We start from the raw sequence: 20,598 nt of genomic DNA, 5'->3' as shown, positions 1-20,598 counted from the left end.
CGCGCGGGTAGTGTCGGGTGTTGTTATACGTATGGGCATAGGCGTTTTCACGCGAAGGGCCCCTGCGTAGGTTCCCTGGAGCAGTTACCAGTGGCTCGCATACGGGCAGTGTCCCGGCGGTTGTGGGCCCCAGCTGCATGATCGCTTCAGGTGTGTCTGGATCCCATCCACTGAAGAAGCGAAGGCTACGAAGTGCGTACGTACAGCCCCAAGCCCGGCGATGTCACTCGCCAGTGGCACATCATCGACGCGCAGGACATCGTCCTGGGCCGTCTGGCGACCACGGCAGCGAACCTCCTGCGAGGCAAGCACAAGCCGACCTATGCCCCGCACATGGACATGGGTGACTTCGTCATCATCATCAACGCCGACAAGATCCACCTGTCGGGCAACAAGAAGACCCAGAAGATGGCGTACCGCCACTCGGGCTTCCCGGGCGGTCTGCGCTCGATGCGCTACGACGAGCTCATGGAGAAGAGCCCGGAGAAGGCCGTCGAGAAGGCCATCAAGGGCATGATCCCCAAGAACACCCTGGGCCGTCAGATGCTCTCGAAGCTGAAGGTCTACGCGGGCGACACGCACCCGCACGCTGCTCAGCAGCCGGTCCCGTTCGAGATCACCCAGGTCGCGCAGTAGTTCCGGCCACCCCCTAAGACGTACAGAAAGATCTGAGGAGAATCGTGGCCGAGACCACTGTTGAGACGCCCGTCGAGGGTACCGAAGAGGAGACCTTCGCGGAGGTCACCACCTTCGAGTCGGAGGTTCCCGTCGAGGGCGAGTACACCAGCGAGTCGCTCGCAGGCCGCTTCGGCGACCCGCAGCCCGCCGCCGGCCTTGGCCGTCGCAAGAACGCCATCGCCCGCGTCCGGATCGTTCCGGGCACCGGCAAGTGGAAGATCAACGGGCGTACGCTCGAGGACTACTTCCCGAACAAGGTCCACCAGCAGGAAGTCAACGAGCCCTTCAAGGTGCTCGAGCTGGACGACCGCTACGACGTCATCGCCCGCATCTCGGGCGGCGGCGTGTCCGGCCAGGCCGGTGCGCTCCGTCTGGGTGTCGCCCGTGCGCTGAACGAGGCCGACGTCGACAACAACCGCGCCATCCTGAAGAAGGCCGGCTTCCTGTCGCGTGACGACCGCGCGGTCGAGCGCAAGAAGGCCGGTCTCAAGAAGGCCCGCAAGGCGCCGCAGTACAGCAAGCGCTAACCACGCGCCTGCGCGGTCCGCTGTCGCGGACCGTCCGCATCACGGCATCACCGGTCGCCCCGGTGGCACTCTCGTGCCGCCGGGGCGTTCGTGTAGTTCGGCTTATAACCCTTTTCTGACGCTAAGTGGACTCTCTCGGGCGCACAACGGGCACGAAACGCTCAGAGCCTGTTGCGGGTCGCGTTTTCGACGTACGACGGCATTTCGGAGGACAGCTGTGGGACGACTCTTCGGCACGGACGGTGTGCGCGGCGAGGCCAATGCGGACCTGACGGCGGAGCTCGCGCTCGGCCTGTCGGTCGCGGCCGCGCACGTGCTCGCCGAGGCGGGCACTTTCGCGGGCCATCGGCCGACGGCAGTGGTGGGACGGGACCCGCGGGCGTCGGGAGAGTTCCTGGAGGCCGCCGTCGTGGCGGGCCTGGCGAGCGCGGGCGTGGACGTCCTGCGCGTCGGTGTGCTGCCCACCCCCGCGGTGGCGTATCTCACCGGTGCGCTGGGCGCCGACCTCGGCGTGATGCTCTCCGCCAGCCACAACGCGATGCCGGACAACGGCATCAAGTTCTTCGCGCGCGGCGGCCACAAGCTCGCGGACGAGCTGGAGGTGCGCATCGAGAACCTCTACGAGCAGCACCGCGGCGGCGAGGCCTGGGACCGCCCGACGGGCGCCGGCGTCGGCCGGGTGACGGATTACGACGAGGGCTTCGACAAGTACATCGCCCACCTCATGGGTGTGCTGCCGAACCGTCTCGACGGCCTGAAGGTCGTCCTGGACGAGGCGCACGGCGCGGCCTCCCGCGTCTCCCCGGAGGCGTTCGCACGCGCCGGGGCCGAGATCGTCACCATCGGCGCCGAGCCGGACGGCCTCAACATCAACGACGGCTACGGCTCCACCCACATGGAGCGCCTGCGCGCCGCCGTCGTCGAGCACGGCGCCGACCTCGGGGTCGCGCACGACGGCGACGCCGACCGCTGCCTGGCCGTGGACCACCGGGGCGAGGAGGTCGACGGCGACCAGATCCTCGCCGTGCTCGCGCTCGCCATGCGCGAGGCCGGCCAACTGCGCAAGAACACCGTCGTCGGCACCGTGATGTCGAACCTCGGCTTCAAGCTGGCCATGGAGGGCGAAGGCATCGATGTCGTGCAGACCGGTGTCGGCGACCGCTACGTGCTGGAGTCGATGAAGGAGCACGGGTACGCGCTGGGCGGCGAGCAGTCCGGGCACGTCATCGTCCTGGACCACGCGACGACCGGTGACGGCACGCTCACCGGCCTGATGCTGGCCGCGCGCGTCGCCGCCACCGGCCGCCGCCTCGCGGACCTCGCCGGGTGCATGGACCGGCTGCCGCAGATCCTCATCAACGTGCCCGACGTCGACAAGTCGCGGGTGGGCACGTCCGCGGAGCTGGCGGCCGCCGTCGCCGACGCCGAGCGCGAGCTGGGCGCGACGGGACGGGTGCTGCTGCGCCCCTCGGGCACCGAGCCGCTGGTGCGCGTGATGGTCGAGGCCGCCGACATCGAGCAGGCGAAGGCCGTCGCCGGCCGCCTGGCGGACGTGGTCAAGTCCGCGCTGGGCTAAGGGTTTCGGGCGGTACGTGAGAGGGGCCCGGCCGGAAGCGATTCCGGCCGGGCCCCTCTCACGTGCCGCGGTGTCTAGAGCTTGCGCAGGGAGAGGCGCTGGACCTTGTGGTCGGGGCCCTTGCGGACGACCAGGGTGGCGCGGCCGCGGGTGGGGGCGACGTTCTCCAGGAGGTTGGGGCGGTTGATGGTGCGCCAGGTGTTGCGGGCGTAGTCGAGGGCCTCTTCCTCGGAGACCTGGGTGTACTTGCGGAAGTACGAGAAGGGGTTCTGGAAGGCGGTGGCGCGCAGCTTGCGGAAGCGGTTGAGGTACCACTGTTCGATGTCCTCCTCGCGCGCGTCGACGTACACCGAGAAGTCGAAGTAGTCGGCGAGGGCGACGCGGGTGCGGCCGTCGCTGCCGGGGAGGGCGGGCTGGAGGACGTTCAGGCCCTCGACGATGAGGATGTCCGGGCGGTGCACGGTCAGGCGCTCGCCGGGCACGATGTCGTAGATCAGGTGGGAGTAGACGGGGGCGGTGACCTCGTCCTTCCCGGCCTTCACGTCGGCGACGAAGCGGGTCAGGGCCCGGCGGTCGTACGACTCGGGGAAGCCCTTCCTGGCGGTCAGGCCGCGCTTCTCCAGCTCCCGCATGGGGTGCAGGAAGCCGTCGGTGGTGACCAGCTCCACGCGGGGGTGCTCCGGCCAGCGGGCCAGCAGGGCCTGGAGGAGGCGCGCGACGGTGGACTTGCCGACGGCGACGCTTCCGGCCACTCCTATGACGAAGGGGGTGCCGCGCTGGGCGCCCTTCTCGCCGAGGAAGGTGTTGAGGGCGCCGCGCAGGTTGCCGGTGGCTCCGACGTACAGGTTCAGCAGACGGGACAGCGGGAGGTAGATGTCGCGCACCTCGTCGAGGTCGATGACGTCGCCCAGACCGCGCAGCCGCTCGACCTCCTCGGCGGTGAGGGGCAGCGGCGTCTTCTCGCGCAGGGCGCTCCACTCGGCGCGGGTGAGGTCCAGGTACGGGGAGGACTCGGCCCGGCGGTGGGAGCTTCGTGGCGGCGAAGTGATCACACCCTCCATTGTCGGGGGTGGGGCGGGGATGTCGCCGGATGGAGGGGGTGGGCTGGGTCACGTGAGGGGTGGGGGCGTACGGGTCGCGTATCGATTGGGGGGAGGCGGGGTTGCGCGGACGTCACGATCGGGCAGGCGGCGGGCGCGGAGGCGGAATTCGGTGTTCCAAGGGGCGGCCGGTGCCTTACATTCCTGAGCGCGACAGATTCCGCGCGGCCTTTCGAGAGGCGAACCGTGCGCGGGAGGAACGCTGTTCGCTCCCGTCACCCTTCCTGCTCGGAGGAGCACCTTCATGCGCCGTACCGTTTCTCGCCGTGCCGCCGTCGTCCGTACCGTCGCGGCCGCCGCTTCCGTGGCCTCGCTGACCCTGCTGCTGGGCGCCTGCGGCGCGGACAAGGGCGCCGAGAGCCCCGCGAAGGGGGCCGGCGCGTCCGCCGGGGCCTCCGCCAAGGGCGAGGAGCCCGCGGCGAAGACGCTGACGGCGGCCGAGCTGGAGAAGGCCGCCCTCGCGCAGGGCGACGTCACCACGCACCAGGTGGTGAACGGCACGAAGGCCGACGAGGTCCCGCCGGGCGCGGTGAAGACCGACAAGCCGGAGTGCAAGCCGCTGCTGGACGCCGCCTCGGCCGTCCCGGTGGGCAAGCCCGCGGCCAAGGTGCTGCGCAAGGCGGTCCAGAAGCCCGAGAAGATGAAGGTCGACCCGACCGCGTCGGCCGAGGACAAGGCCAAGGCGGGCCTGGACGCGCTCAGCCAGCCGGTCACCGCCGACGTGCTGGCCTCGTACGACGGCAAGGGCGCCCAGGAGGGTTACGCGGCCTACGCCAAGGCCGCCGAGGCGTGCGCGGGCGGCTTCGGCGGGGAGCAGGCCGGGGAGAAGCTCGCCTTCACCAAGGTCACGCCGGACGCGGTGACGGGCGGCGACGAGGCACAGGGCTGGACGATCGCCATGAAGGCCGACGGCACCGAGGTGCTCACCAAGCTGGCGGTCGTGCGCAAGGGGAACACGCTGGCCACCTTCTACACGATCAGCCTGGGCGGCACGGTGAAGGAGCAGCCGGCGTCGCTGATCGCGGCGCAGGTGAAGAAGCTGGGCTGAGGGGGCGCGGACCCCGTTCCGGTCTTCGGGCCGGGGTGGGGTTCTTTTTCGTGCCCGCAGGGTCCCGGGACGGGGACGGATCGCGGCATACGCTGCCCCCTATGTGCGGAATCGTGGGATACGTCGGTGGACAGTCGGCGCTGGACGTCGTGATGGCGGGCCTGAAGAGGCTGGAGTACCGGGGGTACGACTCCTCGGGGGTCGCGGTGCTCGCGGGCGGCGGGCTCGCGGCGGCGAAGAGGGCCGGAAAGCTGGTCAACCTGGAGAAGGAGCTGGCGGAGCGGCCGCTGCCGGCCGGCGGGACGGGCATCGGGCACACCCGGTGGGCGACGCACGGCGGGCCGACGGACGCGAACGCGCACCCGCACCTGGACGGCGCCGGACGCGTGGCGGTCGTGCACAACGGCATCATCGAGAACTTCGCCGAACTGCGGGCCGAACTCCTCGCGCAGGGCCGGGAGCTGACGTCCGAGACGGACTCGGAGGTGGTGGCGCACCTGCTGGCCGAGAGCTTCTCCGGGGACGGGGACGGTCGCGGGGACCTCGCGGAGGCGATGCGGCGGGTGTGCGGGCGGCTGGAGGGGGCGTTCACGCTCGTCGCGGTGCACGCGGACGTGCCGGACGTGGTGGTGGGCGCGCGGCGCAACTCCCCGCTCGTGGTGGGCGTCGGCGAGGACGAGTCCTTCCTCGCCTCGGACGTCTCCGCGTTCATCGCCCACACCCGCTCCGCGATCGAGCTGGGCCAGGACCAGGTGGTGGAGCTGCGGCGGGACTCCGTCACCGTCACCGACTTCGCGGGCGCGCCCGCCGACGTACGGGTGTACCACGTGGACTGGGACGCGTCGGCGGCCGAGAAGGGCGGCTACGACCACTTCATGCTCAAGGAGATCGCCGAGCAGCCCAGGGCGGTCGCGGACACGCTGCTGGGACGCGTCGACGCCAACGGAATGCTGACCCTGGACGAGGTGCGGATCGCCGCTTCCGTGCTGCGGGAGGTCGACAAGGTCGTCGTGGTGGGGTGCGGAACGGCCTTCCACGCCGCCATGGTCGCCAAGTACGCCGTCGAGCACTGGACCGGGCTGCCCTGCGAGACGGAACTGGCGAGCGAGTTCCGCTACCGGGACCCGATCCTGGACGGGCGGACGCTGGTGATCGCGATCTCGCAGTCCGGCGAGACCATGGACACCCTGATGGCGCTGCGGCACGCCCGGGAGCAGGGCGCGAAGGTGCTCGCGATCTGCAACACGAACGGCTCGACGATTCCCCGGGAGTCGGACGCGGTGCTCTACACCCACGCGGGCCCGGAGGTGGCGGTCGCCTCGACCAAGGCGTTCCTGACGCAGTTGGTGGCCTGCTACCTGGTGGCGCTGTACCTGGGGCAGGTACGGGGAAGCGCGCGGGGAGACGAAGTGCGGGACGCGGTGGGCGAGTTGGCGGGGATCTCCGGGGCCGTGCAGGAGGTGCTCGCGACGATGGAGCCCGTGCGGGAGCTGGCCCGGTCGCTGGCGGATCGGAACACCGTGCTCTTCCTCGGCCGGCACGTCGGGTACCCGGTGGCGCTGGAGGGGGCGCTGAAGCTGAAGGAACTGGCGTACATGCACGCGGAGGGGTTCGCGGCGGGGGAGCTGAAGCACGGGCCGATCGCGCTGGTGGAGGACGGGACGCCGGTGGTCGTGGTGGTGCCGCCGGCCAGGGAACAGGCGGTGCTGCACGGCAAGGTCGTGTCGAACATCCAGGAGGTGCGGGCACGGGGGGCGCGGACCGTCGTGATCGCCGAGGAGGGGGACGAGGAGGTCGTGCCGTACGCGGACCATCTGGTCCGGGTGCCGAGGACGCCTACGCTTCTCCAGCCGTTGGTGACGACGGTGCCCCTGCAGGTGTTCGCGTGCGAGCTGGCGACGGCGCGGGGCAATGAGGTGGACCAGCCGAGGAATCTGGCGAAGTCCGTGACGGTGGAATGAGCTGGCTGGAGTGGGCGCGTGATTGTTGGGGTCGGGATCGATGTGGCCGAGATCGACAGGTTCGGGGCCGCGTTGGCGCGTACGCCGCAGATGGCTGAACGGCTGTTCGTGCCGAGCGAGTTGAACCTGCCGAGCGGGGAGCGGCGCGGGGTGGCCTCGCTGGCGGCGCGGTTCGCGGCCAAGGAGGCGCTGGCCAAGGCGCTGGGGGCGCCGGCGGGGCTGCTGTGGACGGACGCGGAGGTGTACGTCGAGGAGAGCGGGCAGCCCCGGCTGCGGGTGAAGGGGACGGTGGCGGCGCGGGCGGAGGTGCTGGGGGTGCGCTCCTGGCACGTGTCGCTCAGCCATGACGCGGGGGTGGCTTCGGCGGTGGTGATCGCGGAGGGGTGAGCCGGCGGGGCCCGGCGGGGCCGTGCCGCCGGGCCGGACGGGTTGCGCCGCGCGTTCTGCGGCAGACTCGGAGGCATGCGTACCGCACACCGAGTCGAGACCGTGAGGACCGCCGAGCGGGAGGCCATGGCCAGGCTCCCGGAGGGCGCGCTGATGCGGCGCGCCGCCGCCGGACTGGCCGCCGCCTGCGCCGACCTGCTGGATCGGCGGGTGTACGGGGCACGGGTCGTGCTGCTCGTCGGCAGCGGCGACAACGGCGGCGACACGCTGTACGCGGGGGCCGGGCTCGCCCGGCGCGGGGCCGGGGTGACGGCGGTGCTGCTCGCCCCCGGCCGCACCCACCCGGGCGGCCTCGCGGCGCTGCGCGCGGCGGGCGGCCGGATCCTGACGGGCCCGCACGACGGAACGGCCGGTGACGTGGCCGGACGGTACGGCGCGCACGAGGTCCTCGCCCGCGCCGACCTCGTCCTCGACGGGATCGTCGGCATCGGCGGGCGCGGCGGCCTGCGCGCGGAGGCGCTGCCGCTGGCGCGGGCGGCCCGGGACTCGGGGGCCGTGGTGGTCGCCGTGGACCTGCCGAGCGGCGTCGACGCGGACACCGGGGAGGTGGCCGGGGAGTGCGTGCGGGCGGACGCGACGGTGACCTTCGGGGCGTACAAGCCGGGACTCCTGGTCGATCCGGCGCGCACGCACGCGGGGGTGGTGCGGCTGGTCGACATCGGGCTCGACCTGGGCGTCCCGGCCGACGTGGAGGCGCTCCAGCACGCCGACGTGGCACGGCTGCTGCCGGTGCCGGACGCCGAGAGCGACAAGTACCGGCGGGGGGTGGTCGGGGTGGTCGCCGGGTCGGCGAAGTATCCGGGGGCGGCCGTGCTGTGCGTCGGCGGGGCGGTGCGCGGCGGCGCGGGCGCGGTGCGTTACGTGGGCGGCGACGGGGACGCGGTGCTCGCCCGCCACCCCGAGGTGCTGGTGCACGACGGGAAGCCCGGCGGGGCGGGCCGGGTGCAGTCCTGGGTGATCGGGCCGGGCCTCGACGACGGGGTGGCGGGGGCCCTGGAGGAGGTGCTGGCCTCGGACGTGCCGGTCCTCGTGGACGCGGACGCGCTGGGGGCGCTCGATCCGGACGCGGTACGGGGACGGGACGCGCCGGTGGTGCTGACCCCGCACGCGGGGGAGGCGGCGCGGCTGCTCGGGGTCGCGCGGGAGGAGGTCGAGGCGCGGCGGCTGGACGCGGCGCGGCGGCTGGCGGTGCGGTACGGGGCGACGGTGCTGCTCAAGGGGTCGACGACGGTGGTGGCGTCCGGGGGCGGCCCGGTGCGGGTCAACCCGACGGGGACGCCGTGGCTGGCGACCGCGGGCAGCGGGGACGTGCTGGCGGGGCTGATCGGGTCACTGCTGGCGGCGGGGCTCGCACCGCTGGACGCGGCGTCGGCGGGGGCCTATCTGCACGGGCTGGCGGCGAGGTCGGCGGGGCGGGGGGCGCCGGTGACGGCGGGCGACGTGGCGGAGGCGCTGGGGGCGGCGTGGAGGAGTGTGGCGGAGGTGGGGTAGGGGGGCGTGGGCGCCCGCCCCCTACAGGGCTGCGGGGAGCCGGGGGTGGCGCCCCGCCAGGGGCGCGGGGAGGGGGCGGGCCGGGTCCCGAGGGAATGGGTCAGGGCCGGGTGGGGGTGAGCGGGGTGGTCAGGTCCCAGTCGACCGGGATGGACTGGCTGCCCGAGTACTTCACGATCAGCTCCTCGTCCGTCAGCCGCCGCCCGTCCCGATACCGCACGTTCGTCCCCGGCTTGGCCCCCCAGACGTAGATCCGGCTGCCCACGCCCAGCTTCTTCCAGAGACGTTCCGCGTCCTCCACGTACAGGTTCACGCACCCCCCGGAGCCCGACTCGAAGAGGTCGCCGTACGTGCCGTGCAACGCCTGCCCGCCGCTGAAGAACTGGCTGTACGGCATGGGCGCGTTGTCGTAGATGGTGGAGAAGTGGTTCTTGTGACGCCAGTAGACCCGGTGCCAGCCGACCCGCGTCTCCAGCCCCCGGATGCCGCTGCGGATCGGCACCGGCGCGAAGGTGACCTTCTTGCCGACCTGCACCCACAGGAGCTGGCGGGGCAGGTCCACACAGGTCACCGAGTAGCTGCGGACCGGGCATCTGCCCGCCGCGTTCGGGTTCTTCCGGGCCTCGCGGACCAGCAGGAGACCGTGCGTCTTGGCGGTGGCGCGCCCGTCCGCCGGGGCGATGTTCAGCTCCCGCTGGAGCTTGCGGATGGCCACGCAGTCCGCCGTCGACTGCTTCCCGTCGACCTTCAGCTTCAGCTTGCGCTCCAGTTCCGCCTGGTACGGGCCCGTGGGCGCCGTGCACGGGGGCTCCGGGGCACGCGTCCCGGCGGGTGACGCGGCGACGGGCGCGGCGACGGCGGACGCCGCGGGCAGGGCGGTGAGCGCGACGGCGGCGACACCGGCCAGGGCGGTCAGACGGGCGAGGGGGGCGCGCTTCATGGTCTCTCAGCTCCTCCAGCGTGCGCGGATCCGCATGCCGCGGACGGCGTGAACCGGCGGGACCGGTCCCCGCGGTGCGGCGGGGACGAACCCTTCGGCTGTGTCCATCGGGCGGCCGCGACGCCCGCCCCGCCAGGCACGGCCTGCCGAGCGGGTGAACGTGCGGGCCGAAAGCGTGACGTTCCGTGAAGAGGCGTGTGCGCGGCGGCGCGTGGCGCCGGTCGCCCCGATCGCGGCCCGGGCCGCCTGACCGGCCGGACCGCGCCCCTCTGCGAGACTTGGTGGCGATGACCGCGAAGACCGAGACCGTGACGAGCGCGGCGACCGGGGCTCCCCGCCCCGCGCCGGGCACCGCAGCGCACGGCGTGCCGAACGACGTGATGAGCCAGGCGATGACCCAGTCGGTGCCCCAGCCGGTGACCCAGGCCCCTCCCCTGCGGGCCCGCGCCGAGATCGACCTCGCCGCGCTCCGCGCCAACGTCCGCACGCTGCGCGAGCGCGCCCCGCACGCCGCGCTGATGGCCGTCGTGAAGTCCGACGCGTACGGGCACGGGGCGCTGCCGTGCGCCCGCGCCGCCCTGCAGGCCGGGGCGACCTGGCTCGGTACGGCGACCCCGCAGGAGGCGCTCGCGCTGCGCGCCGCCGGGATCACCGAGGCCGACGCCCGCGTCATGTGCTGGCTGTGGACGCCGGGCGACCCGTGGGCCGACGGCATCGAGGCCGGACTCGACATGGGCGTCAGCGGCAGGTGGGCGCTGGAGGAGGTCACCGCCGCCGCCCGCGCCCTCGGCCGTACCGCGAAGATCCAGCTCAAGGCCGACACGGGACTGGGCCGCAACGGCTGCCAGCCCGCCGACTGGCCCGACCTGGTCGCCGCCGCCCGCGCCGCCGAGACCGAGGGCCTGGTCGAGGTCACCGGCCTGTGGTCGCACTTCGCGTGCGCCGACGAGCCCGGCCACCCCTCGATCGACCTCCAGCTCACCGCCTTCCGCGAGATGGTCGCGTACGCCGAGAAGCAGGGCCTGGACCCGGAGGTGCGGCACATCGCCAACTCCCCGGCCACGCTGACCCTCCCGCACGCCCACTTCGACCTGGTGCGCACGGGCATCGCGATGTACGGGCTCTCCCCGAGCCCGGAGCTGGGCACCCCCGCCGAGCTGGGGCTGCGTCCGGTGATGCGGCTGGCCGCTTCGGTGGCGCTGGTCAAGGAGGTCCCCGCCGGGCACGGCGTCAGCTACGGCCACCACTACGTCACCGAGCGCGACACGACCCTGGGCCTGATCCCCGTCGGTTACGCGGACGGCGTCCCCCGCAACGCGTCCGGGCGCGGCCCGGTGCTGGTCGGCGGCCGGTGGCGGCGCGCCAGCGGACGCATCGCCATGGACCAGTTCGTGGTGGACCTCGACGGTGAAACGGTCGAACCGGGGGCACAAGCGATCCTGTTCGGCTCGGGCGAACGGGGCGAGCCGACCGCGGAGGACTGGGCGCGGGCGGCGGACACCATCGGGTACGAGATCGTCACCCGCATCGGCGTCCGCGTCCCCCGCGTCCACCTGGACGAGGACCCGTCCCCGGGCGGCCGGTAGTCCGGCGGAACGCCGCCCCTGGACCCGTGGGCGGGAGCGTTGGATGATCCCGTAGACCCGGCGGACCGGCGGACTCCGGTCCGCCGGCAGGCACCAGCGAGGAGCGGCACGTGAGCAGGAGCAGCGCGGAGGACGTCGCCGCCGCGGCACGCACGGCGGCCGGAGCGGCCGACGCGGCGGCCCCGGGCAACTGGCGCCGGGCGGGTTTCGCCGGAGCCGCGATCGGCGTGCTCGCCGCGGGCGCGGCCGCCGGGGTGGCCGTCGAGCGGCTCACCGTGGGGCGGGGGATGCGCAAGAAGGCCCGGCTCGCCCTGGACGCGGCGGGCCCGTACGGGGCGCTGCGCGGCACCCCGGGCACGGCGCTCGCCGACGACGGCACCGAGCTGTACTACGAGGTGGACGACCCGCGGAGCACGAGCGACAGCGGTGTCGGCAGTGACGGCGGCGTCGGCGGAGGCGTCGAGAGCCTCGGCGCCGGAACCCTCGGGTCCGCCTCCCCCGCCCCGGCAGGCGGAGCCGCGGGCGGCGGCGACGGGGCAGGACCGCCCCGGCGCACCCGCTCCCGCCGCCGGGCCGGGCCGCCCGTCACCGTCGTCTTCAGCCACGGCTACTGCCTCAACCAGGACTCCTGGCACTTCCAGCGCGCCGCCCTGCGCGGCCGTGTCCGCACCGTGCACTGGGACCAGCGCAGCCACGGCCGGTCCGCGCGCGGAACGGCGCAGGCCGGCGGCGAGCAGGTCAGCATCGACCAGCTCGGCCGGGACCTGCGGGCCGTCATCGACGCGGCCGCTCCCGAGGGGCCGCTGGTGCTGGTGGGGCACTCGATGGGCGGCATGACGGTGATGGCGCTGGCCGACCGGTTCCCGGAGCTGATCCGCGAACGGGTGGTCGGCGTGGCGCTCGTCGGCACCTCGTCCGGGCGGCTGGGCGAGGTCAACTTCGGGCTGCCGGTCGCGGGGATGAACGCGGTGCGCCGCGTCCTGCCGCGCGTGCTGCGCACCCTGGGCTCGCAGACGGAGCTGGTGGAGCGGGGGCGGCGGGCGACGGCCGACCTGTTCGCGGGGATCGTGAAGAGGTACTCGTTCGGGTCGCGCGACGTCGACCCGGCGGTGGCCCGGTTCGCGGAACGGCTCATCGAGAGCACGCCCATCGACGTGGTCGCCGAGTTCTACCCGGCCTTCCAGGACCACGACAAGACGGCGGCGCTCCAGCACTTCGCCCAGCTTCCGGTACTGGTCCTGGCGGGCGCCAGGGACCTGGTCACCCCCAGCTCGCACAGCGAGGCCATCGCCGCGCTGCTGCCCGACGCCGAGCTGGAGATCGTCCCCGACGCCGGCCACCTGGTGATGCTGGAGCACCCGGAACTGGTCTCCGCACGCCTGACGGAACTCCTGGGTCGGGTGGGGGCCGTACCGCCGACTACCGTGGGACAGCATGGACGCACCGCACAGCAGCGGGGCCGCTGAGAACGGCCCGGCCACCTCCTCCCACTCCCTGACCGTCACCTCCCCCGCCGCCATGGGGGACCTGGGGCGCGCGCTCGCGAAGCTGCTGCGCCCCGGCGACCTCGTGATGCTCACCGGCGAACTCGGCGCGGGCAAGACCACGCTGACCCGGGGCCTCGGCGAGGGCCTGGGCGTGCGCGGGGCCGTCACCTCGCCGACCTTCGTCATCGCCCGGGTGCACCCGCCGCTGGGCGACGGGCCCGCGCTGGTCCACGTGGACGCGTACCGGCTCGGCGGCGGCCTGGACGAGATGGAGGACCTCGACCTGGACGTGTCGCTGCCCGACTCGGTGATCGTCGTGGAGTGGGGGGACGGCAAGGTCGAGGAGCTCTCCGACGACCGGCTGCACGTGGTCATCGACCGCGCGACCGGCGACACGGACGACGACGTGCGGACGGTACGTCTGACCGGCGTCGGCGGCCGGTGGGCGGACGCGGACCTGGCGGGCCTGGGGGCCTGACCGCGCCGAGCGGGCGGACCGTCCGGCCGGCCGGACCGGCCGGACTGCCCCGCTGGAACGCGGGTCCCCGGCGGCGGCGACGAAACGCGGCCCCCGGCGGAAGCACGTCGTCCGGGCGGGCCGTACGGCTGCTGCTACCGTCACGACGACGTCCTGCGGGGACGTGACCGGAGCGTCGACCAGGTGGACCCAAGCGCTGAGCGCAGCGCTGATCGAAAGGTGCAGCAAGGTGGCTAGCAGCAGCTCGGGAATCGTGGCCGGGCTCACCGCGGGGGCACTCGCCGTCGTCGGCTTCCTCGCCTACCAGGCGTCGGCGAACGCCCCCGACTCGGTGGCCGTGCCCAGCGCGTCCGCCGCGCCCACCAGGCCCGGCGCCACGGGCCCCGCCAAGCCCCGCTCCCCGCTGGAGCTGCCCGCCGACTCGGGCGAGGGCACCCGGGTGGTGTACTCGCTCTCCGGCAAGCGGGTCTGGCTGGTGGACTCCACGGCCAAGCCGGGCGGCAAGCCGCCCACCTACCGGGTCGCGCCGAGCGCGGTCAGCCCGACGCCGGACACCTACCGGGTGACGACCCGCTCGAAGCGGATCACCGGATCGGACGGCAAGCCCGTGGAGCACGTGGTGCGGTTCGCGAACGTCGACGGGGTGACGATCGGCTTCAGCGCCGCCGTCGACGGCACCATGCCGACCCCGGGCGTGAAGCCGCAGGAGGGCACGGGCGCGGTGCGGCTCAGCCGGGAGGACGGCACCAAGGTCTGGGAGTTCGCGACGGGCGGCGTCAAGGTCGTCGTCGTCCCGTAACCCCGGAACTTCCCTCGTCCCCAAAGGGGATCGCCTAGGCGGCTTCGCGCTGCCCGGCGGTCCCCTTCTCGCCGTCCCGGGACGCGGCCTGCCGGGACCCGGCCTCCCGGGGCGCGGCCTGCCGGGCCGATGTCTGCCGGGGCGGGGTGGACACCGCCGTGGCCGCGGCGCAGGACGCCAGCAGGGCGCTCATCGTGACGGGAGCCGGGGCGGGGGCGGCAGGCGTCATGGGCTTCTCGACTTCTCGTTCCGGTGCCGACATGGACGCCTCCTGGGGCGACGGGAGCAGGCGCAGCGGGATGGTGGTTAGGTAGACCTAACCTGTCTCTCGGGACCCATGTGACCATGCCGCGCACCCCCGATGCAACATCTTCCCGACACGTTGTCGGAACGTACGGGGACAACGCGCGGCGCGACGGGGGAGTTCCCCGGTCCCGGCGGCCCGCGCGGCCGGACGCCGTGCCGGTGCCGCGCGGGCCGTAGGCTGTTCGTGTGCTTCTGCTCGCCGTTGATACCGCCACCCCCGCCGTCACCGTCGCCCTCCACGACGGGGACTCCGTCGTCGCCGAGACCACCCGGGTCGACGCCCGAAGGCACGGGGAACTGCTGCTGCCCCTGATCGACGCGACCCTCCGCGAGGCGGGCCGCACGCTCGACGCCGTGACCGGCCTGGCCGTCGGCGTCGGCCCGGGCCCGTACACGGGACTGAGGGTCGGCCTCGCGACGGCCGAGACCTTCGGCTTCGCGCTCGGCGTGCCGGTGCACGGCCTGTGCACGCTCGACGCCCTCGCGTACGCCACCGGGCGGGAAGGGCCCTTCGCGGTGGCGACGGACGCCCGCCGCAAGGAGGTCTACTGGGCCCGGTACGACGACGCGCGCACCCGCGCCACCGAGCCCGCCGTCGACCGGCCCGCCGAGATCGCCGAGTCCCTCGCGGGCCTGCCCGTGGTCGGCGCGGGCGCGCTCCTGTACCCCGAGGCCTTTCCCGACGCCCGCGGGCCCGAGCACGTCTCGGCCGCGGCCCTCGCCTCGCTGGCCGCCGAGAAGCTGGCGGCCGGCAGCGACTTCCTGCCGCCGCTCCCGCTCTACCTGCGCCGCCCCGACGCGCAGGTCCCGAAGAACTACAAGGTGGTCACCCCCACGTGACCGCCGCCACCGCCGGAGAGACCGGGTCGGCCGTCCTGCGCGAGATGCGCTGGTGGGACATCGAACCCGTGCTGGAACTCGAACACGAGCTGTTCCCCGAGGACGCCTGGTCGCCGGGGATGTTCTGGTCCGAGCTGGCGTACGCGCGCGGCCCCCGCGCCTCCCGCCGCTACGTCGTCGCCGAGGACCCGGCGACCGGCCGCCTCGTCGGGTACGCGGGCCTGGCCGCCGCCGGCGACCTCGCCGACGTGCAGACCATCGCGGTCGCCCGCGACCAGTGGGGCACCGGCCTCGGCGCCCGCCTGCTCACCGACCTGCTCAAGCACGCGACCGCCTTCGAGTGCGCCGAGGTGCTCCTCGAAGTGCGGGTCGACAACACACGCGCGCAGAAGCTGTACGAACGTTTCGGCTTCGAGCCGATCGGCTTCCGCAAGGGCTACTACCAGCCGGGCAACGTCGACGCCCTCGTGATGCGCCGTACGACGACCGAAGAGACAGAAGAGACCCAGCCATGAACCTTGTCAGCGGTATCGACGAGCCCCTGGTCCTCGGCATCGAGACCTCCTGCGACGAGACCGGCGTCGGCATCGTGCGCGGTACGACGCTGCTCGCCGACGCGGTCGCCTCCAGCGTCGACACGCACGCCCGCTTCGGCGGAGTCGTCCCCGAGATCGCCTCCCGGGCGCACCTGGAGGCGATGGTCCCGACCATCCAGCGGGCGCTCAAGGACGCCGGGGTCGCCGCCTCCGACCTGGACGGCATCGCCGTCACCGCGGGCCCCGGCCTCGCGGGCGCGCTGCTGGTGGGCACGACGGCGGCCAAGGCCTACGCGTACGCCCTGGGCAAGCCCCTGTACGGCGTGAACCACCTCGCCTCGCACATCTGCGTCGACCAGCTCGAACACGGCAAACTGCCCGAGCCGACCATGGCGCTGCTGGTCAGCGGCGGGCACTCGTCGCTGCTGCTCGCCCCCGACATCACCTCCGACGTCCGCCCGCTGGGCGCCACCATCGACGACGCGGCGGGCGAGGCGTTCGACAAGATCGCCCGGGTGCTCCAGCTCGGCTTCCCCGGCGGCCCGGTCATCGACCGGCTCGCGCGCGAGGGCGACCCGAAGGCCATCCACTTCCCGCGCGGTCTGACCGGGTCCCGCGACCCGGCGTACGACTTCTCCTTCTCCGGTCTGAAGACCTCCGTGGCCCGCTGGATCGAGGCGAAGCGGAACGCGGGCGAGGAGGTGCCGGTACGGGACGTGGCGGCGTCCTTCCAGGAGGCGGTCGTCGACGTGCTGACCCGCAAGGCCGTCCGCGCCTGCCGGGACGAGGGCGTCGACCACCTCATGATCGGCGGCGGCGTGGCCGCGAACTCCCGGCTGCGGGCGCTCGCCCAGGAACGCTGCGACAAGGCGGGCATCACCCTGCGGGTCCCGCGCCCGGGGCTGTGCACGGACAACGGCGCGATGGTCGCGGCGCTGGGCGCGGAGATGGTGGCCCGGGGACGGGCCGCCTCGGACTGGGACCTCTCGGCGGACTCCTCGCTGCCGGTGACGGAACCGCACGTGCCGGGACACGTCCATGACGAGGGCCACGAGGGCCACGAGGGCGGGCACGGGCACAGTCATGGACATGGGCACGCGCACGACCACGACCACGTTCACGAGATCAGCAAGGACAACCTCTACTCATGACCGTCGCGCTGATGTGGGAGGCCCGCGCCGCCGAGGGCAGGGGCGCCGAGCTGCTGGAGTGGGCGCGGGCCCAGGCGCGGGTGCTCGCGGCCGAGCCCCTGCGCCGGGAGATCCTGCGCGCCCCCCAGGACCGGGTCCTCGTACTGACCTGGTGGGACGCTCCGTACGACGCGGAGCTCCCCGAACTCCCGGAACCGGCGGCCGAGCTGATCACGCGCGCCGTGCACAGGTGGCGGTTCGAGTCGGTGGAGCAGGGCTGAGCCGTTCGGCTTACTCCCGAGTGGCGTTGACCGCTTTTCGGACAATGCGACGTGAGACTCGGTGGCGCCAGGGATCGCCCCTCGTCGTCGTGAAGGAGTCGCAGGAACATGTCCGTACAGCTGAAGATGGCCCGGACCGGGCTGGGTGCAGTGACCATGGCGGTGGCGCTCGCGGTGTGCGCGCCGACGACCGCCTCCGCCGCCCTTGCGGCGACCGCGGGGACGGGGGCGGTGCAGGCGGCCGTGATGCACGGGGTCGGCGGGAAGGTGACCGCGCACGGCGGCCAGTTCGTACGGGAGCGGCCCACGTCCTCCTCGCGGAAGATCGGCTCGTACCGGAACGGCGCGATCGTGCGCCTCGCCTGCAAGGTGCGCGGCCAGAACATCCACGGCAACGCCCTCTGGTACAAGCTCTGGGACCGCTCGGGCTGGCTCAGCGCGAAGTACGTGCACAACTTCGGGTACGTGGGCTGGTGCGCAAACGGTCACCGCACGGCCGACGCGGCGCCCTCCGCCTGATCCGCGGGCCGGTCGCGGCATCACGCGGCACCGCCCGGCACTCCGCCGGGCGGCCCGTCCGCGTGTCCCGCCCCGTCGTCGCTGTGGCAGTTCCGTACGAGACCGCGACGGACGAGAGCGAGGCCGTGACCGCCGTCGACGTCCACGCGCACTGCGGGAGAGCGGTGGAACTGCTCGCCACCGAAGCCCAGTCGGCCCGTCCGCGTACCCTGGTCGTACACGCCGGACTGGGGAAAGGGGCGCACGGTGGCCTGGTACTGGTGGTTGTTCATCTTCTTCCTGATGGGCGGCTTCGGCGGCCTCGCGAACGCGGGACGGCAGGCCCTCGCCACCCGCCACGCACGGCAGTTGGAGCGCGCCGAAGTGCTGCGCAGGGAGCGCCAGGCGATCGAGGCGGCCAACCGGCCCCCGGAGCCGGTCTGCGGCTGCACCCATCACCTCGCCAAGCACGACAAGGCGGGGAAGTGCCACGAGGAGGTCGAGAAGCCGACCGCCTGGGACGAGAACAAGAAGCCGGTCCGCTTCGAGGCGGGCACCTGCACCTGCCAGCAGTACGTGGGGCCGCAGCCGCTCTCCCAGGTGTACGCGGACGAGCTGACCGACCTCGCGTAAGGAAGCCGGCCGGCACCGGACGGCCGGGGGAGCCGACTGGTCCCGGGCGGGGCGGGCCCGGTTTCGCGCGGGCCCTGGCGGGCCGGGGCCGTCGGAGGGGCGTCAGCCCTCGCGTGCCGCCTGCCACACCCACTCCGTGAGCCGCTTGTGCCCCGGCAGCTCCCCGCGTCCCGTGCACCACAGCAGCACCTCGGCGGGATCGCCCGACGGGGCGTCCGGGAAGAGCCGGTCCAGTGCGTACGCCGCCGGACGGGCCGGGAGCGACCAGGTCACGCCGAGGCCCTGGGTGATGTCGTACGTGTGCAGCAGCGTCTCCGCGACGCCCATCGCCTCGAAGCCCGTCGGGTCGCACGGGCCCCAGTGGAACGCCCGCACGTCGGGGCCCGAGGTGGCGAGGACGCCCGTGAGCATGCCGCCCGCCGCCTCGATCACCCGGAGCACTTCCCGGGGCGGAGTTCCAGGACGCACCACCAGGTCGAACGGCAGGTAGTCGTCGTCGGGGAGGGCCGCCAACTGCCCCGCGTACGCGGCCAGGTCGTGCGCGATGTGCGCGGCGGTCTCCCAGCAGGACCACTCCATCCGCTGCTGCGGCGGACCGGCCGGTAACGACGACCAGTCGCACGTGTCGGCATGCGGCCGCAGCATGCTCAGCGACTCGGCGAGAGCCTTCTCGATGTGTGTCATGGGAGCCTGCCTACCCAGCGGAGCCGTGCTCCCACCCCTGGGCGGGCCGGCCGACCAGCATGGTGGGGGCGCCCGCGACACGGGTGAGGAAGACGGTCGCGGAGTTCCTGCCCGCGAGCTTCATCTTCTTGCGCAGTTCCTCCGGCTCGACGGCGGAGCCGCGCTTCTTGACGGTCAGGACGCCGACCTCGCGCTCACGGAGGAGCGCCTTCAACTTCTTCACGCTGAAGGGGAGTTGGTCGGTGATGACGTACGGGGTGGCGTAGGGGGTGGGGCGGAGCTCGTCGGCGGTGACGTACGCGATCGTCTCGTCGATCAGACCGCCGTCGAGGTCTTCGGCGACCTCGGCGACGAGGTGGGCGCGGATGACGGCGCCGTCGGGCTCGTACAGGTAACGGCCCAGCGGGCGGACGTCGGGGTTCGGCAGGCCGCGGCCGAGGAGGGAGGCCCCGGAGGGGAGCAGGGTGGCGCGGCGGCCGCCGGGGGCGAGGTGCGGGCTGCCGGGCGGCGCGTGCCAGAGGACGGCCTCCTTGACGTCGCCGTGGTCGGAGATCCACTCCGCCTCGAAGTCGTCCGGGACGAGCTCGTGCGGGATGCCGGGGGCGATCTTGATCGCGCCCGCGCCCGCCCCGCGCACCGCCGCGACGGAGAAGGAGAGGGGCGGGGAGTAGGCCTCGGGGTCGAAGATGCGGCCGCGCTTGGTGGACCGGCGGGCCGGATCGAGGAACAGGGCGTGCGCGCCGCCCGTGTCGTACGTCAGGACGTCCGCCTGTACGACGCGGAGCGCGGCGGGGTCGGGGAGGAGGACCTCGGCGTTCGCACGGGCGGCGAGGCAGGCGGCGGGGTCCAGGTCGACGGCGGTGACGCGCAGGCCGGCGCGGGCCAGGGCGAGGGCGTCGCCGCCGATGCCGGAGCAGAGGTCGACGGTGTGGGGGCGCTGGGGGGTCGGGGGGTCCGCTCGCCCCGGTGCGGCCGGCGGGTCCGTTTGCCGGGTGGCCGGCTGGGGGGCCGGCTGCTCCGGTTGCCGCTCCGCCGGCTGCTCCATTGGCTGCTCCGCTTGCCGGGCGGCTTGTTGTGCGGCGGCGATGGCGTGGAAGCGGACCGCGCGGTGGTCGGCGACGGACCTGCGGGTCGACTGCTCGACGCCGTTGGGGGTGAAGTACATCCGCTGTGCGTCCTCGGGGCCGAACTTGGCGGCCGCCCGCTGGCGCAGCCGGGCCTGGGCGAGGGCCGCCGACACCAGCTCGGGGGAGTGGTCGCGGCGCAGCCGGGTCGCGAGGGCCAGGGCCTGGGCGGGGTCGTAGTCGCGCAGCTCGGCGAGGAGGGCCTGCCCCTCGGGGGTGAGGAGGGCGGCGAGGGCGGCTTCGGGCGCGGCGGCCGCGTCGGGGGTGGGGGCGGCGCTGGTGCGGGCGTCGGCGGAGGGGGTCTTCACCCGGTCCATTGTGGGCCAGCCGGGGAGCACCGGTCGCTGGGCGGTCGCGGTGCGGGAGCCGCGCGCGGGCTGTGCGGGTGCCGCGCGGGTGCCGCGCGGGCGTCCGTACGGGTGCCTGCCTCGTGTGGGCCGAGCGGGCG

General features: G+C 73.6%; 23 protein-coding genes. 17 read left to right on the top strand and 6 right to left on the bottom strand.

The window, feature by feature from the left end:
- The first annotated feature begins 192 nt into the window (after positions 1-192).
- The 3 genes from rplM to glmM all read left to right on the top strand — a co-directional run bounded on the left by rplM (position 193) and on the right by glmM (position 2,781).
- Complete coding sequence (gene rplM, locus ACIP93_RS08020) at positions 193-636, top strand: 50S ribosomal protein L13 (protein ID WP_189821091.1); 444 nt, start codon at positions 193-195, stop codon at positions 634-636.
- Between the two features lie 44 nt (positions 637-680).
- Positions 681-1,205, top strand: a complete 525-nt coding sequence (gene rpsI / locus ACIP93_RS08015) for a 30S ribosomal protein S9 (RefSeq protein WP_345228932.1) — start codon at positions 681-683, stop codon at positions 1,203-1,205.
- Positions 1,206-1,422: 217 nt separating this feature from the next.
- Complete coding sequence (gene glmM / locus ACIP93_RS08010; protein WP_345228931.1) at positions 1,423-2,781, top strand: phosphoglucosamine mutase; 1,359 nt, start codon at positions 1,423-1,425, stop codon at positions 2,779-2,781.
- A 74-nt stretch (positions 2,782-2,855) separates the two neighbouring features.
- Here glmM and coaA read toward each other — a convergent pair whose 3' ends face one another.
- The gene (gene coaA / locus ACIP93_RS08005) at positions 2,856-3,842 is read right to left on the bottom strand and encodes a type I pantothenate kinase (protein ID WP_345228930.1); all 987 of its coding nucleotides are present in this window, start codon (positions 3,840-3,842) and stop codon (positions 2,856-2,858) included.
- A gap of 283 nt (positions 3,843-4,125) precedes the next feature.
- Here coaA and ACIP93_RS08000 point away from each other — a divergent pair, with 283 nt between their 5' ends.
- From ACIP93_RS08000 to ACIP93_RS07985, 4 genes are all read left to right on the top strand, one after another.
- Positions 4,126-4,929 (top strand): hypothetical protein, encoded by an 804-nt coding sequence (locus tag ACIP93_RS08000; RefSeq protein ID WP_401756751.1) that lies wholly within the window; start codon positions 4,126-4,128, stop codon positions 4,927-4,929.
- A 101-nt stretch (positions 4,930-5,030) separates the two neighbouring features.
- Complete coding sequence (glmS, locus tag ACIP93_RS07995; RefSeq protein WP_401756749.1) at positions 5,031-6,890, top strand: glutamine--fructose-6-phosphate transaminase (isomerizing); 1,860 nt, start codon at positions 5,031-5,033, stop codon at positions 6,888-6,890.
- 18 nt (positions 6,891-6,908) lie between these two features.
- The gene (locus tag ACIP93_RS07990; RefSeq protein ID WP_401756747.1) at positions 6,909-7,277 is read left to right on the top strand and encodes a holo-ACP synthase; all 369 of its coding nucleotides are present in this window, start codon (positions 6,909-6,911) and stop codon (positions 7,275-7,277) included.
- A 75-nt stretch (positions 7,278-7,352) separates the two neighbouring features.
- Positions 7,353-8,828 (top strand): NAD(P)H-hydrate dehydratase, encoded by a 1,476-nt coding sequence (locus ACIP93_RS07985; RefSeq protein WP_401756745.1) that lies wholly within the window; start codon positions 7,353-7,355, stop codon positions 8,826-8,828.
- A gap of 100 nt (positions 8,829-8,928) precedes the next feature.
- On the opposite strand, the gene ACIP93_RS07980 is transcribed toward ACIP93_RS07985, so the two are convergent.
- The gene (locus ACIP93_RS07980) at positions 8,929-9,768 is read right to left on the bottom strand and encodes a L,D-transpeptidase (protein ID WP_401756743.1); all 840 of its coding nucleotides are present in this window, start codon (positions 9,766-9,768) and stop codon (positions 8,929-8,931) included.
- 392 nt (positions 9,769-10,160) lie between these two features.
- Between ACIP93_RS07980 and alr the strand changes: the two genes are divergently transcribed.
- The 4 genes from alr to ACIP93_RS07960 all read left to right on the top strand — a co-directional run bounded on the left by alr (position 10,161) and on the right by ACIP93_RS07960 (position 14,118).
- On the top strand, positions 10,161-11,354 hold the full coding sequence (gene alr, locus ACIP93_RS07975) for an alanine racemase (protein ID WP_345229177.1): 1,194 nt from the start codon (positions 10,161-10,163) through the stop codon (positions 11,352-11,354).
- A gap of 110 nt (positions 11,355-11,464) precedes the next feature.
- Positions 11,465-12,820, top strand: a complete 1,356-nt coding sequence (locus tag ACIP93_RS07970) for an alpha/beta fold hydrolase (RefSeq protein ID WP_401756741.1) — start codon at positions 11,465-11,467, stop codon at positions 12,818-12,820.
- Complete coding sequence (gene tsaE, locus ACIP93_RS07965; protein WP_345228923.1) at positions 12,789-13,319, top strand: tRNA (adenosine(37)-N6)-threonylcarbamoyltransferase complex ATPase subunit type 1 TsaE; 531 nt, start codon at positions 12,789-12,791, stop codon at positions 13,317-13,319. The genes ACIP93_RS07970 and tsaE overlap by 32 nt, the downstream gene beginning before the upstream one ends.
- Before the next feature lie 229 nt (positions 13,320-13,548).
- Positions 13,549-14,118, top strand: a complete 570-nt coding sequence (locus ACIP93_RS07960; RefSeq protein ID WP_401756738.1) for a hypothetical protein — start codon at positions 13,549-13,551, stop codon at positions 14,116-14,118.
- Positions 14,119-14,152: 34 nt separating this feature from the next.
- Here the strand turns inward: ACIP93_RS07960 and ACIP93_RS07955 are convergent, their stop codons facing one another.
- On the bottom strand, positions 14,153-14,380 hold the full coding sequence (locus tag ACIP93_RS07955; protein WP_345228921.1) for a hypothetical protein: 228 nt from the start codon (positions 14,378-14,380) through the stop codon (positions 14,153-14,155).
- 230 nt (positions 14,381-14,610) lie between these two features.
- Here ACIP93_RS07955 and tsaB point away from each other — a divergent pair, with 230 nt between their 5' ends.
- From tsaB to ACIP93_RS07930, 5 genes are all read left to right on the top strand, one after another.
- Entirely contained in the window at positions 14,611-15,264 is a 654-nt protein-coding gene (tsaB, locus tag ACIP93_RS07950) for a tRNA (adenosine(37)-N6)-threonylcarbamoyltransferase complex dimerization subunit type 1 TsaB (RefSeq protein WP_401756736.1), read from the top strand.
- A 44-nt stretch (positions 15,265-15,308) separates the two neighbouring features.
- Complete coding sequence (rimI, locus tag ACIP93_RS07945; protein ID WP_345229176.1) at positions 15,309-15,779, top strand: ribosomal protein S18-alanine N-acetyltransferase; 471 nt, start codon at positions 15,309-15,311, stop codon at positions 15,777-15,779.
- Entirely contained in the window at positions 15,776-16,951 is a 1,176-nt protein-coding gene (tsaD, locus tag ACIP93_RS07940) for a tRNA (adenosine(37)-N6)-threonylcarbamoyltransferase complex transferase subunit TsaD (protein ID WP_401756734.1), read from the top strand. Before rimI ends, tsaD begins: the two co-directional genes overlap by 4 nt.
- The gene (locus ACIP93_RS07935) at positions 16,948-17,211 is read left to right on the top strand and encodes a hypothetical protein (RefSeq protein WP_345228918.1); all 264 of its coding nucleotides are present in this window, start codon (positions 16,948-16,950) and stop codon (positions 17,209-17,211) included. The genes tsaD and ACIP93_RS07935 overlap by 4 nt, the downstream gene beginning before the upstream one ends.
- Before the next feature lie 108 nt (positions 17,212-17,319).
- Positions 17,320-17,730, top strand: coding sequence for an SH3 domain-containing protein (locus ACIP93_RS07930; RefSeq protein ID WP_401756732.1), 411 nt, complete (start codon positions 17,320-17,322; stop codon positions 17,728-17,730).
- A 20-nt stretch (positions 17,731-17,750) separates the two neighbouring features.
- On the opposite strand, the gene ACIP93_RS07925 is transcribed toward ACIP93_RS07930, so the two are convergent.
- Positions 17,751-18,002 carry a hypothetical protein gene (locus ACIP93_RS07925; RefSeq protein ID WP_401756730.1) on the bottom strand — a complete coding sequence of 84 codons (252 nt, stop codon included), beginning with the start codon at positions 18,000-18,002 and terminating at the stop codon, positions 17,751-17,753.
- Here ACIP93_RS07925 and ACIP93_RS07920 point away from each other — a divergent pair.
- Entirely contained in the window at positions 17,977-18,342 is a 366-nt protein-coding gene (locus ACIP93_RS07920; protein WP_345228916.1) for a hypothetical protein, read from the top strand. The two genes, ACIP93_RS07925 and ACIP93_RS07920, sit on opposite strands and share 26 nt — an antisense overlap.
- Before the next feature lie 102 nt (positions 18,343-18,444).
- On the opposite strand, the gene ACIP93_RS07915 is transcribed toward ACIP93_RS07920, so the two are convergent.
- Both ACIP93_RS07915 and ACIP93_RS07910 read right to left on the bottom strand, forming a co-directional pair.
- Positions 18,445-19,026 carry a hypothetical protein gene (locus ACIP93_RS07915; RefSeq protein ID WP_401756728.1) on the bottom strand — a complete coding sequence of 194 codons (582 nt, stop codon included), beginning with the start codon at positions 19,024-19,026 and terminating at the stop codon, positions 18,445-18,447.
- 10 nt (positions 19,027-19,036) lie between these two features.
- On the bottom strand, positions 19,037-20,467 hold the full coding sequence (locus tag ACIP93_RS07910; protein WP_401756726.1) for an SAM-dependent methyltransferase: 1,431 nt from the start codon (positions 20,465-20,467) through the stop codon (positions 19,037-19,039).
- Positions 20,468-20,598: the final 131 nt, after the last annotated feature.

The sequence above is a fragment of the Streptomyces sp. NPDC088745 genome, from assembly GCF_044751045.1.
In the GTDB taxonomy this organism is placed as follows: Bacteria; Actinomycetota; Actinomycetes; order Streptomycetales; family Streptomycetaceae; genus Streptomyces; species Streptomyces cremeus.
The sequence above is the reverse complement of the archived record's forward strand: the minus strand, read 5'-3'. Positions and strand labels throughout refer to the sequence as shown.

Bases quoted from the DNA above. Each gene is read 5' to 3' on its own strand.
- ACIP93_RS07955 (WP_345228921.1), bottom strand. From the start codon at position 14,380: ATGTCGGCACCGGAACGAGAAGTCGAGAAGCCCATGACGCCTGCCGCC.
- ACIP93_RS07980 (WP_401756743.1), bottom strand. From the start codon at position 9,768: ATGAAGCGCGCCCCCCTCGCCCGTCTGACCGCCCTGGCCGGTGTCGCC.
- ACIP93_RS07915 (WP_401756728.1), bottom strand. From the start codon at position 19,026: ATGACACACATCGAGAAGGCTCTCGCCGAGTCGCTGAGCATGCTGCGG.
- ACIP93_RS07925 (WP_401756730.1), bottom strand. From the start codon at position 18,002: ATGAACAACCACCAGTACCAGGCCACCGTGCGCCCCTTTCCCCAGTCC.
- ACIP93_RS08000 (WP_401756751.1), top strand. From the start codon at position 4,126: ATGCGCCGTACCGTTTCTCGCCGTGCCGCCGTCGTCCGTACCGTCGCG.
- rimI (WP_345229176.1), top strand. From the start codon at position 15,309: ATGCGCTGGTGGGACATCGAACCCGTGCTGGAACTCGAACACGAGCTG.
- ACIP93_RS07985 (WP_401756745.1), top strand. From the start codon at position 7,353: ATGCGTACCGCACACCGAGTCGAGACCGTGAGGACCGCCGAGCGGGAG.
- ACIP93_RS07910 (WP_401756726.1), bottom strand. From the start codon at position 20,467: ATGGACCGGGTGAAGACCCCCTCCGCCGACGCCCGCACCAGCGCCGCC.
- tsaD (WP_401756734.1), top strand. From the start codon at position 15,776: ATGAACCTTGTCAGCGGTATCGACGAGCCCCTGGTCCTCGGCATCGAG.
- alr (WP_345229177.1), top strand. From the start codon at position 10,161: ATGACCCAGTCGGTGCCCCAGCCGGTGACCCAGGCCCCTCCCCTGCGG.
- ACIP93_RS07930 (WP_401756732.1), top strand. From the start codon at position 17,320: ATGTCCGTACAGCTGAAGATGGCCCGGACCGGGCTGGGTGCAGTGACC.
- coaA (WP_345228930.1), bottom strand. From the start codon at position 3,842: ATGGAGGGTGTGATCACTTCGCCGCCACGAAGCTCCCACCGCCGGGCC.
- tsaE (WP_345228923.1), top strand. From the start codon at position 12,789: ATGGACGCACCGCACAGCAGCGGGGCCGCTGAGAACGGCCCGGCCACC.
- ACIP93_RS07935 (WP_345228918.1), top strand. From the start codon at position 16,948: ATGACCGTCGCGCTGATGTGGGAGGCCCGCGCCGCCGAGGGCAGGGGC.
- glmS (WP_401756749.1), top strand. From the start codon at position 5,031: ATGTGCGGAATCGTGGGATACGTCGGTGGACAGTCGGCGCTGGACGTC.